16 protein-coding genes are annotated in these 16,308 nt (G+C 41.9%); 14 read left to right on the top strand and 2 right to left on the bottom strand.

What is annotated here, in order from left to right; all coding sequences use genetic code 11:
• The first annotated feature begins 172 nt into the window (after positions 1-172).
• The 3 genes from AC5JL3_RS08700 to glmM all read left to right on the top strand — a co-directional run bounded on the left by AC5JL3_RS08700 (position 173) and on the right by glmM (position 2,928).
• On the top strand, positions 173-409 hold the full coding sequence (locus tag AC5JL3_RS08700) for a hypothetical protein (RefSeq protein WP_496074111.1): 237 nt from the start codon (positions 173-175) through the stop codon (positions 407-409).
• Positions 410-821: 412 nt separating this feature from the next.
• A complete protein-coding gene (locus AC5JL3_RS08695; protein WP_496074110.1) occupies positions 822-1,358 on the top strand; it encodes a hypothetical protein in 537 nt (178 codons plus the stop codon).
• A gap of 100 nt (positions 1,359-1,458) precedes the next feature.
• Positions 1,459-2,928, top strand: a complete 1,470-nt coding sequence (gene glmM / locus AC5JL3_RS08690) for a phosphoglucosamine mutase (protein ID WP_496074109.1) — start codon at positions 1,459-1,461, stop codon at positions 2,926-2,928.
• Between the two features lie 126 nt (positions 2,929-3,054).
• Here the strand turns inward: glmM and AC5JL3_RS08685 are convergent, their stop codons facing one another.
• Positions 3,055-3,885, bottom strand: a complete 831-nt coding sequence (locus AC5JL3_RS08685) for a metallophosphoesterase (RefSeq protein WP_496074108.1) — start codon at positions 3,883-3,885, stop codon at positions 3,055-3,057.
• Between the two features lie 611 nt (positions 3,886-4,496).
• On the opposite strand from AC5JL3_RS08685, the gene AC5JL3_RS08680 reads away from it, so the two are divergent.
• The 9 genes from AC5JL3_RS08680 (at position 4,497) to AC5JL3_RS08640 (ending at position 15,039) form a co-directional block, all read left to right on the top strand.
• Positions 4,497-5,852 (top strand): O-antigen ligase family protein, encoded by a 1,356-nt coding sequence (locus AC5JL3_RS08680; protein ID WP_496074107.1) that lies wholly within the window; start codon positions 4,497-4,499, stop codon positions 5,850-5,852.
• Positions 5,853-5,988: 136 nt separating this feature from the next.
• On the top strand, positions 5,989-7,320 hold the full coding sequence (locus AC5JL3_RS08675) for a flippase (protein ID WP_496074106.1): 1,332 nt from the start codon (positions 5,989-5,991) through the stop codon (positions 7,318-7,320).
• A gap of 352 nt (positions 7,321-7,672) precedes the next feature.
• Positions 7,673-8,683: a glycosyltransferase family 61 protein gene (locus tag AC5JL3_RS08670; RefSeq protein WP_496074105.1), complete on the top strand. Its 1,011-nt coding sequence runs from the start codon at positions 7,673-7,675 to the stop codon at positions 8,681-8,683.
• A gap of 124 nt (positions 8,684-8,807) precedes the next feature.
• Positions 8,808-9,746 carry a glycosyltransferase family 2 protein gene (locus AC5JL3_RS08665; protein WP_496074104.1) on the top strand — a complete coding sequence of 313 codons (939 nt, stop codon included), beginning with the start codon at positions 8,808-8,810 and terminating at the stop codon, positions 9,744-9,746.
• A gap of 63 nt (positions 9,747-9,809) precedes the next feature.
• Positions 9,810-11,078, top strand: coding sequence for a glycosyltransferase family 4 protein (locus AC5JL3_RS08660; protein ID WP_496074134.1), 1,269 nt, complete (start codon positions 9,810-9,812; stop codon positions 11,076-11,078).
• A 165-nt stretch (positions 11,079-11,243) separates the two neighbouring features.
• Positions 11,244-12,155, top strand: a complete 912-nt coding sequence (locus AC5JL3_RS08655) for a glycosyltransferase family 2 protein (RefSeq protein ID WP_496074103.1) — start codon at positions 11,244-11,246, stop codon at positions 12,153-12,155.
• A 175-nt stretch (positions 12,156-12,330) separates the two neighbouring features.
• Positions 12,331-13,233, top strand: coding sequence for a phytanoyl-CoA dioxygenase family protein (locus AC5JL3_RS08650; RefSeq protein ID WP_496074102.1), 903 nt, complete (start codon positions 12,331-12,333; stop codon positions 13,231-13,233).
• A gap of 92 nt (positions 13,234-13,325) precedes the next feature.
• The gene (locus AC5JL3_RS08645) at positions 13,326-14,291 is read left to right on the top strand and encodes an ABC transporter ATP-binding protein (RefSeq protein ID WP_496074101.1); all 966 of its coding nucleotides are present in this window, start codon (positions 13,326-13,328) and stop codon (positions 14,289-14,291) included.
• Positions 14,292-14,361: 70 nt separating this feature from the next.
• The gene (locus tag AC5JL3_RS08640) at positions 14,362-15,039 is read left to right on the top strand and encodes an ABC transporter permease (protein WP_496074100.1); all 678 of its coding nucleotides are present in this window, start codon (positions 14,362-14,364) and stop codon (positions 15,037-15,039) included.
• Here the strand turns inward: AC5JL3_RS08640 and AC5JL3_RS08635 are convergent.
• Positions 15,036-15,185 (bottom strand): hypothetical protein, encoded by a 150-nt coding sequence (locus AC5JL3_RS08635; protein ID WP_496074099.1) that lies wholly within the window; start codon positions 15,183-15,185, stop codon positions 15,036-15,038. The two genes, AC5JL3_RS08640 and AC5JL3_RS08635, sit on opposite strands and share 4 nt — an antisense overlap.
• Before the next feature lie 135 nt (positions 15,186-15,320).
• Between AC5JL3_RS08635 and AC5JL3_RS08630 the strand changes: the two genes are divergently transcribed.
• On the top strand, positions 15,321-15,533 hold the full coding sequence (locus AC5JL3_RS08630) for a hypothetical protein (protein ID WP_496074098.1): 213 nt from the start codon (positions 15,321-15,323) through the stop codon (positions 15,531-15,533).
• 584 nt (positions 15,534-16,117) lie between these two features.
• Positions 16,118-16,291 carry a hypothetical protein gene (locus AC5JL3_RS08625; RefSeq protein ID WP_496074097.1) on the top strand — a complete coding sequence of 58 codons (174 nt, stop codon included), beginning with the start codon at positions 16,118-16,120 and terminating at the stop codon, positions 16,289-16,291.
• The last annotated feature ends 17 nt before the right edge of the window (positions 16,292-16,308 follow it).

Below are 16,308 nucleotides of genomic sequence, written 5' to 3'. Positions count from 1 at the left end.
CTCTTGCGCTCCGGCTCAAGAAGAAGGCTCATTTACCATATTTAGAGGTAAATTTACGAAAACTTTATACAGGCAGAAGTAAAATACATTATCTCTTGATGAAAGCTCCTCTGCCGCTCGGCATAATTATGAGTAATTAAACAAGTAGCACTCGATGAGAGCCGAAGCCAAGATGATTGCACTAAACAACGTCAACGTCTCTGCAAGCCACCAAGTTATCTCAGATGTCAAGTCGCAGTCAGGCATCTTATCAGAACGAGCAGCGATCGCACTTTGTAGTTTAGGCGTAGCAGTGTTTGCTATCCCCATCTTGGTAGTCATTCAGATTTGCAGTGGTTTGTTCTGGGGAGGAATGACAGTTTATCAGCTACTCAACAGTTCTGGATTTAATAGCTTGGACGAGATTTGAGTAACAAGAGTTAAGCGCTATCTCATCCTCTGCTAGTAAGAAGGTGATACCGAGGGCAAAGTTTGGTCAATAGAATTTAGAATCGAGAAAAGCTGCCTCCTCAATACTTTAGCTAGCTCATAAATCGCCTCAAATTTGCCTCTCTATTTGGGTACACAAGAGTTCAGGATAGAGTATAAATATTTCCAGCGTTGAAGAAAGTTTATAATAGTTTCCATAGGTAGAAAGCCGCTGTAAAGTTTTTAGCCAAGAGCTGATAGACTTTACAGTGGTCTAATTGTTATGGCTAGAGGAAAGTGATCGCCTCAATAAGACTATATCTATTAAGACAGGCTAATTTACGGGTTTTTCTTCTAGGAAATTGCTAACTTAGTCAAAGTTTAGTTTTCTGAAACTTACTAAGAGCTAAAGTATGCAGACAGTTACCACTTTTTTTAATCGTTTCTTCGGTTCTAAAGATTTATCAGCTTTTCCTACCAAAGGAGACTTCGTTAAAGGGATTAACTTTAACGGTAAAGCGATTACAGTCGATGGATATCCTTGGATAGCTTACAGTCATGCTTTAGCCGAAGGCTTATCTATGCCTGATTCTATTGCTACTGAAACTGGGGTAAAACCTGAACCAGGTGTCAACCGTGGTATGAAAAAAATGTTGAATACTGTGGTTTGCAAAAGGCATAAACTCGAAATTAGTCAGAGCGTGCCTAATGGTAGCTATGAAGTCTATTTATGGATTATGGAAAACTACGCTTCTAATCACCATGAAATGGATGTAATTTTGGGCGGTCAAACAGTGGACAAAGGTATTGCGAAGCTGGAGGTTAATAAGTGGGTGAAATATGGTCTCTACGCGACTACAGTAACTGATGGGTCTTTGAATCTAGCGCTATTAACCACCAATCCTGAAAGAGATGCTCATCTAATGGGCATGGCTATCTTCAGAGTCTAGTGCAAGAAGGGCTCAAGATTTCCTTCCTGTGAGTAGGGGAACTCTAGAGCAGAAAGTGCTATCCTCCACAGTGAGTGTGTTGTGTGAGGAAAAGTGAGTTATGGTTACATCCCCCGCCCGGACTCAGGGCTTACGTCGTTTTGAATTGTCGCGCCGTCGTCAGCAGCCTTCTTCAACGGATGTTGGTCTAGCGAGCCTACCCTTAACGCTACCAGCAACACCCTTGTTTGGTACCGATGGCATTCGGGGACGAGTAGGAGACTTGTTGAATGCTGATTTGGCGTTACAAGTTGGGTTTTGGGCAGGTCAGGTGCTACTCGCCTCAGCACCAGCACCTGGACCCGTGATTTTAGGGCAGGACTCTCGAAATTCAAGCGATATGTTGGCAATGGCTCTTTCTGCTGGTTTGACATCGGCAGGGTTAGAGGTGTGGAATTTAGGGCTATGTCCAACTCCTGGTGTTGCCTATCTCAGCAGCGTTACCAATGCTGTTGGTGGGATTATGATTTCTGCTAGTCATAATCCTCCGGAGGATAACGGAATTAAGTTTTTTAGTTCAGAAGGTACGAAGCTACCATCAGCGTTGCAACAGCAGATTGAAGCAGGCTTGAGGAGTGGGGTAGGCAGCGCCATGCCCATTCATACTTGTGGACAGCATTACAATAGACGCGAGTTAGTTGCGGCTTATGTTGAATCCCTGCTGTGTCCTCTAGAATCTGTAACGGATTTACGAGGGATGCGAATTGTGCTGGATTCAGCTTGGGGTGCTGCTGCACAACTGGCGGGGCAAGTGTTTACCCAAATGGGTGCAGATGTAATTTGCTTGCATGACGAGCCAGATGGTGATCGCATTAATGTTAATTGTGGCTCGACTCACCTGAATCCCCTCAAGGAAGCTGTAGGCAAGCACTCTGCTGATATGGGCTTCGCGTTTGATGGTGATGCCGACCGAGTGATGGCAGTGGACGCAACAGGACGTGTGGTCGATGGAGATTACATTCTCTATCTCTGGGGCAACACCCTGCGCCAAAACGATCAGTTGCCTGATAATTTGATTGTGGCAACAGTTATGGCAAACCTAGGCTTTGAGAGGGCTTGGGAACAGTTGGGTGGTAAATTCGTGCGTACTGCCGTTGGTGACCAGTATGTTCAGGCAGAAATGTTACGCACTGGAGCGATGCTAGGAGGTGAGCAATCAGGGCATATCCTCTGCCATCACTACAGCAGCACTGGGGATGGACTACAGACAGCCCTACACATAGCATCTTTGGTGCGTCAATCAGGTGCTTCTTTATCGCAGTTAGTAGACCAAAGCTTCCAGACTTACCCGCAGTTACTATGTAATGTCCGAGTCGAAGACCGCGATCGCAGATTACAGTGGCAACAGTGTGATGCTCTGACAAATGCGATCACTCAAGCTGAGACAGCGATGGCAGACCAAGGACGGATTCTGGTTCGTGCTTCCGGTACTGAACCCCTAATCCGTGTCATGGTAGAAGCCGCAGATGCCCAAGTGGCTGAATACTGGGCATCTGAACTCGTTCTCCTAGTACAGCAATATATTGCTTAGTAGTCTATCAAGTTGAATTGAACGGTTAAAACTGATGCAGAGATGCGGAGCATTTCACTACAAAATCTCTCCGCGTCTTCTGTTTCTACCTATGTAAATTAGTCAAATTCTAAATACTCCCCTCTTTCAAGCTTGCGCCAGAGTAATTACTGTAACTTCTGGTGGACAAAATAAGCGTCCTGGTGGGTAGGTGCCTAAGCCGCGATTGACATACAACTGGTTTTGTCCAACCTGATGCAGCCCCTTCGTCCATTCCCAATGCTTCACTACCCTGACACACTCTTTCATGTAAGGTATCCGGCGCTGCACTGAGTTGGGAAGATATTGCTCAAGTACTTTAAACACAAGTGGGGCTGGTCCAAATCCTGGGATGATGATCTGACCCCCGTGGGTATGACCTGACAACTGTAAATCCACTCGCCATTGCTGTAAAGGTTCAGCACTATCAGGATTGTGAGACAAGACAATGCAAGGTGTCTGGGGGCTGAGTTGGTTCATCACGGGGACAGGATCGAATTCTCGTGACCAGAAATCAGCCAGTCCGACCAAGGGTAATTCTGGCCCCAAGGGATAGGCGATCGCATTCCATAAAACTTCTACGCCGATACTAGTGAGAGCATCAGTCACTTGTGCTTTTGACGAGTGAAAACAAAGGTCATGGTTGCCCAGTACAGCATAGACTCCCACGCGGCTTTGTAAGTGCTTCAACCGCTGTACGAGCTGATGCACGGGAGATGGATCGTCAGTCACGTAGTCGCCCGTCATAACGACTAAATCAGGTTCAGCTTGATTACTCGCTTCAATCGCTTGAGCCAGCAGACCTTCTGATAGCCGCAAGCCATCATAATGAAAATCCGAAAGCTGTACAATTTTTGTACCTTGTAACGATGCTGGTAAATCAGCGATCGCAATGGTCATCTTCTCAACAGTTACTGAGCCTGCAAATACCCAATTCATTTGGCTAACTTTCCCTTCCCTCAAAAGCGCGATTCCAGCATAGCTCAGAGATTTAATTTCATGGGTAGGACAGACTGATATCTAATGTTGGAGACAAAAGGAGAAACCATCTATAGGTTGGTACTCATACCTTGACCCTGCTTCAACTTGATACCTCCCACAACTAAAGTCTGTAAGATTCAGGGTTCTTTATCATGTCTTGTTTTTAGTTATAGTTCTGAGCTGGTAAATATAGAAGTAAAGTAACCGGATGATAATTCTGTTCTAATCGGCAATGATTTATCTCAACAACGATTGTTTTACAAGCCTTGAAGACAACGGCATCTATCTAAAGATATAAAAACTTCTGACTAAATCACTAGATAGTCTGTATTATCCGCACACAATCGAGTAACGACTTTATGAGTACTTACCTTGACTGAAAAATACAAAAAATACACCATTGGTATAGTTAGAGAAACGACTAACTCAATAGTAAGGAAGCTCACATTTTTCTCTTTCCTGAAAAGAGACGCTAGCCTTCAGAAATCCTTCCAAATCAAGCCCAGTTTGCTCTCTCTGTTTAACTGCAACCACAGTGTCTCGGTAAGCAATACAGTCTGCCAAAAAGCATGAAAGAACTAATTTTAAGTAGTCCACTAGTTATCATTTTCCTAGTAGTAATTAGCTTAATATATGTTCTTGTTATTTTTCATTATGCAGGAACCAACAAAAAAATCGCTTCAAACTTAGAAAAAGTTTTTTTTGGTACTTTTATTATTAGTATATCTGGTGCTACAGGTGCCTCCATCCTTCCCTTTAACAAACTCAACCCTCAGGTTTTAACACTTGCCAGTACAACGTTACCTACAATAGCGGGAAATATAGGTCTTTATGGGCTTGGTTTCTTTATTATAATTTCGCGTCTTCGTTATACCCTGAAGGATTCAATTCAGGTTTTAGTAAATCTTATTGTTAAAGAACCTTTCTTGTTTCTGCTGCTCTTAATGATTGAGCTATCTTGTTTGTGGTCAAACGCGCCAATTTTCACCTTAAAGACGAGCGTTGTTTATCTAGTCGTTTCATTATTTGCTATTTACTTGGGCAAGCAATATTCTTGGCAAGAAATTTATCCATTGTGGCGTTGGATTAACATAATTGTCGTCATTCTCAGCTTTCTTGAATCCTTAAAAGGAGACCCAGGTGCAAACTGGAGCGGTATCTTAGGACACAAGAACCAGTTTTCCTTTTTCATGGCTCAAAGCGCAATGTTGTGGTTAATGCACGCTGTTTATTCACCGAAGCAACGTCGCCTTTCTATTGGCTTTTTTGCTTTGTCATTAATTGCACTACAAAAAGGAGGCAGCGGTGCTAGTAAAGTTTTAATGGTAGTATTAATTAGCCTATGGGGATACTTCGGATTTGTTAAAAAGCTGAAAGTACAATGGGCTTTTGTGTCTGTGATTCTTTTTATGATTTTGAGTATTTGTATAACAATTCTAGTTACAGAAAACCTAGAATTTATTGTTGTCGATACTCTTAATAAAGATTTGACTCTCACGGGACGGACAGACTTCTGGCCAATCATTGTCGATAAAATCAATCAAAGTCCCTTGTTAGGGTATGGAATCGCTGGCTTTTGGCAACCGTGGCGAGGAGCAGATGATCCAGGTGGTGGGATTATTGTTGCCGCTACCCAGTTTCAACCACCTCATTCTCACAATGGCTTTTTAGACCTTGGTCTAGAGTTAGGTTGGTTGGGAGTATCACTCTATGCTTTATCCTTCTTCAACAATATTGCCAAGGCAGTTGTTTATTTAGGTCGGACTCGCTTACCGGAAGCTGGACTACCGCTTTTATTGTTGACCTACACTCTAATGACTAATTTAACTGAAACAGGGCTTCTTGGAGCAAACAGTATTTGGTTTTGGTATGTGGTGACGACGGTAAGATTAACGTTGGATACTTCGGGAAAGAGCATAGCCTAAAACTAAGCATGTGTGAACCGTTGAGGAGTTAACTAAACAGTTACCAAGCAAATTCAAAAGAGTGATTAATGTGATTTAGTGGCTACGTGTATTCCATTTTTGAAAACCTACTCTTTGTAATGGATTGAACGTTTTAATGTTAAAGAAGCTCACTGCCATTAGTCAAAAGCTAACTCCTAATCTACGACAGATTCTTGGTAATACAGCTTGGCTATTTACAGAAAAGATTGTGCAGATGGGTTTGGGTCTGCTAGTTGGAGTTTGGGTTGCTCGTTATTTGGGTCCAGAGCAATTTGGTCGCTTCAACTATGCAACTGCATTAGTGGGATTATTTAGTCCGTTTGCCAAACTCGGATTAGATAGCATTGTTATACGAAACCTAGCGCGTGACTCATCTTGCAAAAATGAAACTCTTGGTACGGCTTTTGTACTCAAGCTGATTGGCAGTATTGTGATGTTATTTATAACAGTTGGAGTAATTACAATTTCCACCCCAACTGCTACATCTAACAATATAGAAACTCGGTGGTTAGTAGGAATTGTTGCAGCAGGTGCAGTTTTCCAATCCTTTGAAATTATTGATTACTGGTTTCAGTCGCAAGTTCAGGCAAAATATTCAGTTTGGGCGAGGAACGTTGCCTATGTAGTGATAAGTGTGGTCAAAGTGATTTTAATTCAGACAAAAGCACCACTTGTAGCTTTTGCGATCGCTATGGCTACAGAATATGCCTTAAGTGCTATTGGTTTTGTCATTACTTACCAACTTCAAGGCAATTTGATCAAGGCATGGCAAGTTAACCTTAGGTATGCAAAATTATTACTTAAAGATAGTTGGCCTCTCATTTTATCCGGCATAGTCATTATGATCTATATGCGTATTGACCAGATTATGCTAGGACAGATGGTTGGCGATAAATCAGTGGGTATTTATTCAGCAGCGGTAAAGATATCAGAGTTATGGTATTTCGTACCAGCAGCCATTGTGAATTCTGTATTTCCGTCGATAGTACAAGCTAGGCAGATTGGTGAGACTGTTTATTATGAGCGGATGCAAAAACTTTTTAATGTAGTAACTGTATTGGCTTATGTTGTTGCTATTCCGGTTACATTTTTGTCTGATCGAATTGTTACATTGATTTATGGTGAATATTATCTCGAAGCTGGGGCAATCTTAAATGTGCATATTTGGTGTGGTTTGTTTGTATCTCTAGGAGTAGCCAGGGAGATTTGGTTAACAACAGAAGGATTAATGAAGTTCTCTGCAGCAACAACAGCAGTTGGAGCCGCTGTTAATGTTGTTTTAAACTATTTTCTTATTGATAAATATGGGGGCTTAGGAGCTGCCTTTGCTACTGTAGTGGCACAAATTCTTTCTGCTTATGCTGTTGGAGCCTTTTATCCAAGAACAAGGAAAATTTTTATCCATCAAACAAAAGCAATTACCTTGGTTGGATTATTTAATAGATGATCTAAAATTCAACTTTTAAGTTTGTCTATGAAAAATGTTTATCAAAACTATTGAAGATGTAATCAATTCAGAGTTTATTCTTACAGGAGTGTGTTAAGTGAACAAAAAAATTAAATCTGTACTCAGACCTTACTGGTATATCTTTAAAGACACGATTAGAACGGGAAAAGGTTTATTGATTAAACCAATCCAAACTTTACCTATTAGCTCAGAAGTAATTGGGCCTCCAAAAGGATTTTACGAGTCAACACAGAAGTGGTTAGCAACAAATGAGCTTCCTCAAAATAGCTCTCAAGGAAGCTACCAAGAGATTTATCCAGTTCATCTAATCCGTCGAGCAAAACCAGGAACCTTGGATAAAGAGGCTCATTGGAAATTCAAGATTGAATATGAACGTGAAATATCTCCTTCCTTTGTTGCGGTAATTCCACAAGGACGAGTTTGGGTTAATAAGGGAAAGATTGTTGATTATACTGCTGTCATTACGGCAGATGATTGTCTTTTATCTGAGTTATCTATCGAGTTTGGGAGGCTGCCGAATAATCACTCAATTTTTACTGAATGGAAGTTACCTCCTGTACATACCATCGAAGGAATAGCCGCTGTTCTTACCTCAGCTAAAGCGAATATCTATTTCCATTGGATGACAGATTTGCTACCACGCATCGAGTTACTACGCCGTAGTGGTATTGCCTTAGATAGTATAGACAACTTTATTGTTAATAGTTACAATTCTCCTTTTCAGAAGGAAACCCTAACAACTTTAGGTATTTCACCTAGTAAGATTGTTGAAAGCTCTAAGAACCAACATATAAAAGCAGATAAGCTAGTAGCCCCTTCTCTACCAAGCTTGCCTGGAAATCCTCCGCTTTGGGTTTGTGATTTTCTCAGGGAAAACTTTTTAAATACAGCTCAGCTAGGAACAATACTTCCTAATGTTGATAAACCAGAACATATTTACATTAGTCGGGCTACTGCCAGCTATCGTCAGGTGATTAATGAAGCTGAGGTAGCAGGTTTTTTAAACCAACTAGGATTTCAAACCGTAGCACTAGAGTCTCTAACGGTAGCTGAACAAGCCGCGCTTTTTCATTCAGCAAAGGTGATTGTTGCACCCCATGGTGCGGGACTTACTAATACAGTATTCTGCCAACCAGGAACAAAAATAATTGAATTCTTTTCACCTAAGTACGTGAATGTTTGTTATTGGGCATTGGCTAATCAAGTTAACTTGGACTACTACTACTTACTTGGTGAAGGACAAAGTCCGCCTGAAGGAGTAGATCCTCATTTATCGGGAGAAGATATTTTTGTAAACGTAGACTCATTATCCAAAGTTATGAAAGCTGCTGGGGTTGCGTAATTTTTTTAAACCAAGATTTTTTAGAGAAGGTTTAGCAAGCAGTATTGAGCATCATACAAGTTATGCTGCTATATTTAATTTGGCTCAAAGCCACCCTTGCCAAAGAGTTTAGGACGAAATATGTATGGCTAATTGGGACTTAAAAACGCCTGTAGTCTTGATGATTTTCAATAGACCTGATACGACAGAAAAGGTGTTCGAGAAAATTCGTCAAGCTAAACCACCTTTACTCTTAGTGATTGCAGATGGTCCCCGTGCAGATAAGCCTGGTGAAGACCAAAAGTGTGCGGCGGCTCGTGCAATTATAGAGCGTGTGGATTGGAATTGCCAAGTTTTAAAAAACTACTCTGAAATTAATTTGGGTTGCGGTCTGCGTCCATCAACAGGCTTGGATTGGGTATTTGAAATAGTTGAAGAGGCAATTATTTTGGAAGATGACTGTGTTCCACATCCTACATTTTTTCGCTTTTGTGAAGAATTGTTGGAGCGTTATCGTCACGATGAACGGATAATGTCGATATCTGGGCAAAATGTCCAATTTGGACAGCAGCGAACTGGTTATAGCTACTACTTCTCTCGCTACAACCATTGTTGGGGATGGGCAACTTGGAGACGAGCTTGGCAATACTACGATTTTGACATGAAACTTTGGTTAGAAATTCGTGATAATAATCTCCTTAAGGATATATTAGTAGACCCTGACGCTACAAAAAGTTGGACAAATATTTTTCAGTCAGCTTATGAAAAATGCCACAATACTTGGGATTACCAATTTACCTTTGCTTGCTGGGTTCAAAATGGTCTTAATATTATTGCGAATGCAAATTTAGTTTCCAATATTGGTCATGGTTCAGAGGCAACCCATACCAATGATGAAAGTAGTCCCTTTAGTAATATGCTAGCCGAAGCAATAGATTTTCCTTTAGAACATCCACCTTTTATTGTTCGTAATCAGCAAGCTGATGATTTTACAGAAAACATTTTATTTAATTATCACCCTCGGCTATTCAAGCGAGTACAAAGGAAAATTAAAAATATAATAAAACCTATAAAATATGGATAATTTAAGAGTATTAATTTCGTCACAAGTATTAAATATTAAAAATACTAAATAAAGCTATTCATGATTAAGGTTTTGCATCTTAGTAATTCTGATGATGGTGGGGCTGGTCGAGCTGCTTTACGATTGAGCCAGGGTTTATGGAAGATGGGTGTAGACTCTCAGGTTTTAGTGCAGTTCAAGTCTGGTGATGATAAAACCGTTCTGGCTCCAAGAAGTAGCTTAGAAAAGGTCATTTTGAAGTTAAAACTGACTGAGTATCTAGATAGATTACCGTTACAGTTTTATCGTCAGCGCGACGCAGGTGACTTTTCCCCTGAGTTACTCCCCGATGCGATCGCCTCAAAAGTCGCTCAACACAATCCAGATATCATTAATCTGCATTGGGTATGCAATGGATTCCTAAAAATCGAAACCTTGGCTAAGTTTACTCAACCCTTGGTTTGGACGCTTCATGATATGTGGCCGTTCACAGGCGGGTGTCACTATAGTCAAGAGTGCGATCGCTATACGGATTCCTGCGGGGCATGTCCCATACTACACAGCGATCGAAACGGGGATTTATCACGCTGGATCTGGCAGCGCAAAGCCAAAGCTTGGAAGGATTTGAATTTAACAATCGTTACTCCTAGTTCCTGGTTGGCAAAGTGTGCGAGTTCCAGTTCTCTTTTCAAGAATCTGCGCGTCGAGGTGATTCCCAATGGACTTGATACACGAAAGTACAAGCCTATACAGCGACAGATGGCGCGAGAACTCTTAAATTTACCTCAAGACAAATATCTGGTTTTGTTTGGAGCCATGTATGCTAGTAGCGCTCGCCGCAAAGGATTTCATCTGCTTCAACCAGCATTGCAAAGCCTAAGTCAGTCTGGATGGCAAGACAGAATTGAACTCGCGGTTTTTGGGGCATCTGAGCCGACAGAACCGATTGAACTGGGATTCACGTCTCATTATTTGGGTAAACTCAGCGATGAAATCTCTTTGGCGCTAGTCTATGCGGCTGCCGATGTCTTTGTTGCACCGTCCCTTCAAGACAACTTACCCAATACTGTAATGGAAGCGCTCGCCTGTGGCACCCCTTGTGTGGCTTTCAACATCGGCGGTATGTCTGAGATGATCGAACATCAGGTCAATGGCTATCTTGCTCAACCTTACCAAATAGACGATTTAGCTCAAGGAATTGCTTGGGTGATTGAGAATCAAGAACGTCACCAAAAATTATGCGATCGCGCCCGCGAAAAAGCCGAACAAGAATTTACCTTAGAAATACAAGCGCGTCGCTACGAGTCTGTTTATCAAGAACTCAAGCAAACCTCCAAGTTCTCAGGGAACTGAACCTGTCTTCTTTGGAGAATATGCGAAAAAAAGCGATCGGGCATTAGGCGTATCGTTGAAGCAAGCGGTCAGCCGCTAATGATCGGGGTGTATGGCAATACTTTAAAATAGAAGGCTTCTTGCCGATTAACCTTATAGACAGCCAGGATTCCCAGCTAATCAACAATGAAAACCCCTGTTACCTTAATTATCTTCAACCGACCTAATCAGACGGAGAAGGTGTTTGAGGTCATTCGCGAAGCCAAACCACCTAAGCTATTAGTCATTGCTGACGGTCCCCGTGCCGAGCGACCGGGTGAAGAGGAAAAGTGCGCGGCGGCTCGTGCAATTATAGAGCGTGTGGATTGGGATTGTGAAGTTTTCAAGGACTACTCAGATACTAATTTGGGTTGCGATCCCCGCATTATCAAGGGATTAAATTGGGTGTTTGATACCGTTGAAGAGTCAATTATCCTAGAAGATGATTGTGTCCCCCATCCCACATTTTTTCCCTATTGCGAAGAACTACTAGAGCGTTATCGACATGATCAACGAATCATGAACGTCTCTGGACAAAATGTTTTATTTGGACGAAAGCGAACAGACTACAGCTACTACTTCTCTCGCTTTACACTTTGTTGGGGATGGGCAAGCTGGAGAAGGTCATGGCAGCACTTTGATGCCGACGTTAAACTTTGGCCAGAAGTTCGAGACGGGAATTTTATTAGAGATATATTAGAAGACCCTTATGCTGTAAAAGTTTGGGCAAGAACTGTTCAGCTTCTTTATGATGGACATCTACCAGCCTGGGATTTTAAATGGATGTTCAACTGCTGGATTCAAAATGGTTTATGCATCATTCCACAAGAAAACTTAATTACTAATATTGGTCATGATGCAGACGCTACTCATACCAGTGACGAAAAAAGTCCTTACAACAAGATGGCAACAGAAGCCATGAGTTTTCCTTTAAAACATCCGCCTTTTGTCGTTCGTGATTTGCAAGCCGATAAGTTTACCCAAAAAACACTCTTTGACTATGATCCGAACTTATTCAAGCGAGCGAGTAGGAAAGTAAAAAAGATATTGAAGATATGAGCTAAGTCCGAAAAGGGTTTGACTTCACTTGTTAAATTCAACATTTAATTGGAAGCAGATTACTTACTACTTCTGATAGAGGCGCTATAAAGCCAGGACGTGTTCAATCATTTTGAGGACAAGCTGGTTCATTGACATCAAGTTAAATTTAGCGTCTACTCAGAGGATTAATTTTATGAACAAGCTAAAAGAATTTTATGAGGAGAATGGTTTCTGTATTTTTCAAAAGCTTGTTCCAGAAGACCTAGTTGACAAAATTTTAGATATATACAATTCACAAATATTAGAATCAAGTAACTATTTTTTTAGGCAATCTAGCAATCGCTGGGAAAGAAATAAACGCACGTACTATGGATATTGTGAGGAGTCTTTTCTCAACGTTCATGATTACCCAGACTATCCAGGCTTTTGTGAAGCAGCAAGACAAATCTTTTGTTTGTCTCAGGTAAGGGAAGCACTAACTCAACTAACAGGGAGTGCCGAACATAACCTAATGCAGTCCATGTTGTTCGACCTGAACGCGGCTACGCCAGCTCATCAGGATTGGTACTATCTCGACTCTATTCCAAATGGTCATTTATTGGCAGGTTGGTTTGCCTTAGAAGACATTCATGAAGACGCTGGTCGATTCTACGTGTTGCCAAAGTCTAATCAAGTTGATTTTGACTTGACAACGGAGGAAAAAGTTTCTAATGCTCCCTATGTACAAAAGCTAAAAGACTATGTATCTTCTCATCAAAGCGATATCTATGCTCCGGCATTAAAGAAAGGAGATGTACTCTTTTGGAATTCCAGAACAATTCATGGTTCTTTAGACATTAGAAATCTCAGCTACTCAAGAAAATCCCTAACGGCTCATTATCTTCCTAGCCAATACCAAAGTGGTAGTCGTTATGCTGCTTCTCCTAGTGTTATAGACTATGAAATGTACGAAGGGATGAGATATCGACTAGTTCCTTCACACCAGAAAAACTATTCACCTACAGCTAAACTCAGGACTGATCTATGGCAGTATGTATGGAATCAGCCAAAATTAGCAAGAATGGCTCAGCTCGTTAAAAGCTTGAAAAATTCTTAACCTAGAGTCACTGCACAGAGCATCTTGCCAGGTATTTTGTCAAAACTCGACACCTTCAACACTAACAACTCTTATCTGCTGAGGAAAAACGAGTGAGTGCAATACGTTTTGAGGAAGTGTTCCTAAAATTTCCGGGTGCGTCCCATCCGGCGGTCAATGGCTGTACTTGTGAAGTTGAAGCTGGTGAATTGGTCGTAATTCTAGGGCCATCCGGGTGTGGGAAAACAACACTTCTCAAAATGGTCAATCGTTTGTACGAGCCAACCTCAGGGACGATTTACCTTGACGGGACAGACATCCGCAAGATGAAAGTCACGAAGTTACGCCAACAGATTGGCTACGTGATTCAGCAATCGGGCTTATTTCCTCACATGACTGTTGCTGAGAATATTGCTGTAGTGCCGAAGCTTTTGGGTTGGTCTAGGACACAATACCAGCCTCGAATTGATGAGTTGCTGACATTAATTGAGCTACCACCTCAAGATTACCGTAACCGTTACCCGTCCCAACTATCTGGTGGTCAGCAACAGCGAGTTGGCTTGGCACGCGCCTTGGCTGGTGACCCAAAGGTGATGTTGATGGATGAGCCATTTGGGGCAATTGATGCGATTACTCGTGAGACTCTACAAAATGAGATTTTGCGTCTTCAGCGTCAACTCAAGAAAACAATTCTCTTTGTTTCCCACGATGTTGAGGAAGCACTGCGTCTGGCTGACAAAATCATGATTTTGCAAAAAGGTCAGATTGTCCAGTTTGATACGCCGTTTAATATCTTGACACGACCAGCCAATGCTTTTGTGCATGAACTGGTGGGGGCGGATGATATGGTGCGTCAGTTGAGTTTGCTGCGCGTTGAGACAGCGATGATTGATGTGCCTCAAAACCACCAGCCTCGAAGTGAGCATACGATCGCACGACATGATAATTTACGTCAAGCCCTCTCGCTTCTCCTACGAACGGGTGCCCAGAAACTCACTGTACTGGATGGTGGTAATGCTGTCGGTGTCCTTACCCTGGAACATATTCGTGATTCTGCGAGTATGGGCGCAGGTGTTTAAGGGGTTTTTAGTCATTGGGATTGATGCGCCCAGATAATCCCAAACCTTCAACCAGTAACGAGAAATTGGCATGGGCTACATCTTGAAAAATCCTGGAACTGTCTTTGGTTATCTGCTGGAACATCTACAGATGACGGGTTTAGCGGTGCTGATTTCTGTCGCGATCGCATTACCCTTAGCATTGTTGGTTACTCGTTACCGTTGGCTGAATGTGCCAGTGCTGGGAGTCCTCGGAACGCTCTATACAATACCAAGTTTGGCGCTCATTATCCTACTGGTGCCACTTTTTGGGTTGAATCGCCAGTCAGTGGTTGTTGCGATGATTATCTATACCCAAGTGATTTTGGTGAGGAACTTCTCAGTAGGACTGCAATCAGTTCAACCCGCCATCATCGAAGCAGCACGCGGTATGGGGATGAATCCCTGGCAACGCTGGTGGCGGGTACAGGTACCACTGATTTTACCAATTTGTTTAGCCGGAGTGCGTCTAGCAACGATTGTGGCGATCGCAATTGCTGCAATTGGAGCTAAGTTTGGGGCGGGTGGATTGGGAGTGCTGCTATTTGATGGCGTTTCCCAAGGGCGCCCAGACAAGATTTGGGCAGGTGCGATCGCGGTGGCTGTGTTAGCGTTTGCAATTAATGGAATTCTACTGGGATTAGCGTGGCTGTCTAGTCCAGCGAGAAAAATTCAACAAGCGTCTCGCCGGAAGAGTCGAGCTACTGTACAGAGTTCGCCTGTAGCTTAATCGCAAGAGCGATCGCACTCTCTCGAATGCCAACCCAGATAAAAATGCGATCGCCCAGTTTGGCTGAGTGGATGCGATCGTGTTGCTGAAGGGTTGAGTATTAACGTGGGACAAAAGCTACTTGTGCCAGTTCGTAGATTGTCCACTCAAAAACTCTATTAACAGTAAGAATTACTCAAAAAATATGCATAACTGATAGTCATTTGCGCTAGTTGCATAGTGTAACGCCTAACACAATAAGAATTCCTTATCATTTAAATATAAGGAGTTGGGTGGAAAAGATGAAAGAGATTGAAGACCATGACGATGGAAACCTATTTCCTATACGCCATAAACACAATCCAGATGCATTAACTCAAGAGGAAGTCGCTAGCATTCTACAAGTAGCTGATTCCCACGACCTCTCGAAGGAAGAGACATTAAAATTGCTCTTACGCTTAAGGGCTAGGAAAAGAGCTGCTTACGCTAATAACACAAAGCAGCAAATGGCTTAGCTTTCTTGGGTTTAAATTGAGCTAGAACTAGAATGAAAAGTCAATAAGCAAGGTTGGGCTGATAGCATTAGTATTTTGCTGTTTAGCTTTATCCTTGCAAACCAGGGCACGACATTTCGTGCCTCTGTTATATGTAATGTAGTTATACAGCGACTTGATATTACTGTTAGTAGCAATTGAGCTGTAGGGAATTGCCTCTTAATCACTAAGTCTACTTAAATATAAGAAATAACTGAGTAAAAACTCCTAGACTGATGCTCTAGCCTTACATACTGACTCTTCAGCACTATTGATTGTTCCCAATAAAAATATGTTTAATTAATTCTAAATAAAACCTCAGTAGAACTAGAAGAGTTGTTGTATTTCCCAGAAAAGGTGTACAGTCTATGTAGTTAGTAGCAGAGTGAGTTGACAATTAACGTTCACCTACTCTCCTTTTGTTTTTCTTCCTTCAGAAGCTTTTTAAGACTTGGACTAAACCTAATAATTGGCAAGCATTCGCTAATCTTAGCGTTACTTATTGACGTTTCTCTAGCTTGCCCAAGTCTTACCACTGTTGAAGTACTAATCATCAAAACTCAAAAATGGAAATCGTCGCAATTGTTATTCTTGGTCTTTCCGTATTCATTGGTTTTTCTACCAAGGAGAACCAACCAAAACCTGATACGAATAACGAACCTGATAACGACCCGGATTCGGTTTTTAAGCAACCCTATGATATGGATAGCAGCAAAGAACAACTGACAACAGGCGAGTGACAGGCAGCAACCCAAAA

It is taken from the genome of Symplocastrum torsivum (assembly GCF_059505465.1).
Note: the sequence above shows the minus strand (reverse complement) of the source record. Positions and strands in the feature narration are given on the sequence as shown.

Bases quoted from the DNA above. Each gene is read 5' to 3' on its own strand.
- AC5JL3_RS08625 (WP_496074097.1), top strand. From the start codon at position 16,118: ATGGAAATCGTCGCAATTGTTATTCTTGGTCTTTCCGTATTCATTGGT.
- AC5JL3_RS08640 (WP_496074100.1), top strand. From the start codon at position 14,362: ATGGGCTACATCTTGAAAAATCCTGGAACTGTCTTTGGTTATCTGCTG.
- AC5JL3_RS08680 (WP_496074107.1), top strand. From the start codon at position 4,497: ATGAAAGAACTAATTTTAAGTAGTCCACTAGTTATCATTTTCCTAGTA.
- AC5JL3_RS08675 (WP_496074106.1), top strand. From the start codon at position 5,989: ATGTTAAAGAAGCTCACTGCCATTAGTCAAAAGCTAACTCCTAATCTA.
- AC5JL3_RS08700 (WP_496074111.1), top strand. From the start codon at position 173: ATGATTGCACTAAACAACGTCAACGTCTCTGCAAGCCACCAAGTTATC.
- AC5JL3_RS08650 (WP_496074102.1), top strand. From the start codon at position 12,331: ATGAACAAGCTAAAAGAATTTTATGAGGAGAATGGTTTCTGTATTTTT.
- AC5JL3_RS08655 (WP_496074103.1), top strand. From the start codon at position 11,244: ATGAAAACCCCTGTTACCTTAATTATCTTCAACCGACCTAATCAGACG.
- AC5JL3_RS08695 (WP_496074110.1), top strand. From the start codon at position 822: ATGCAGACAGTTACCACTTTTTTTAATCGTTTCTTCGGTTCTAAAGAT.
- AC5JL3_RS08630 (WP_496074098.1), top strand. From the start codon at position 15,321: ATGAAAGAGATTGAAGACCATGACGATGGAAACCTATTTCCTATACGC.
- AC5JL3_RS08665 (WP_496074104.1), top strand. From the start codon at position 8,808: ATGGCTAATTGGGACTTAAAAACGCCTGTAGTCTTGATGATTTTCAAT.
- glmM (WP_496074109.1), top strand. From the start codon at position 1,459: ATGGTTACATCCCCCGCCCGGACTCAGGGCTTACGTCGTTTTGAATTG.
- AC5JL3_RS08685 (WP_496074108.1), bottom strand. From the start codon at position 3,885: ATGAATTGGGTATTTGCAGGCTCAGTAACTGTTGAGAAGATGACCATT.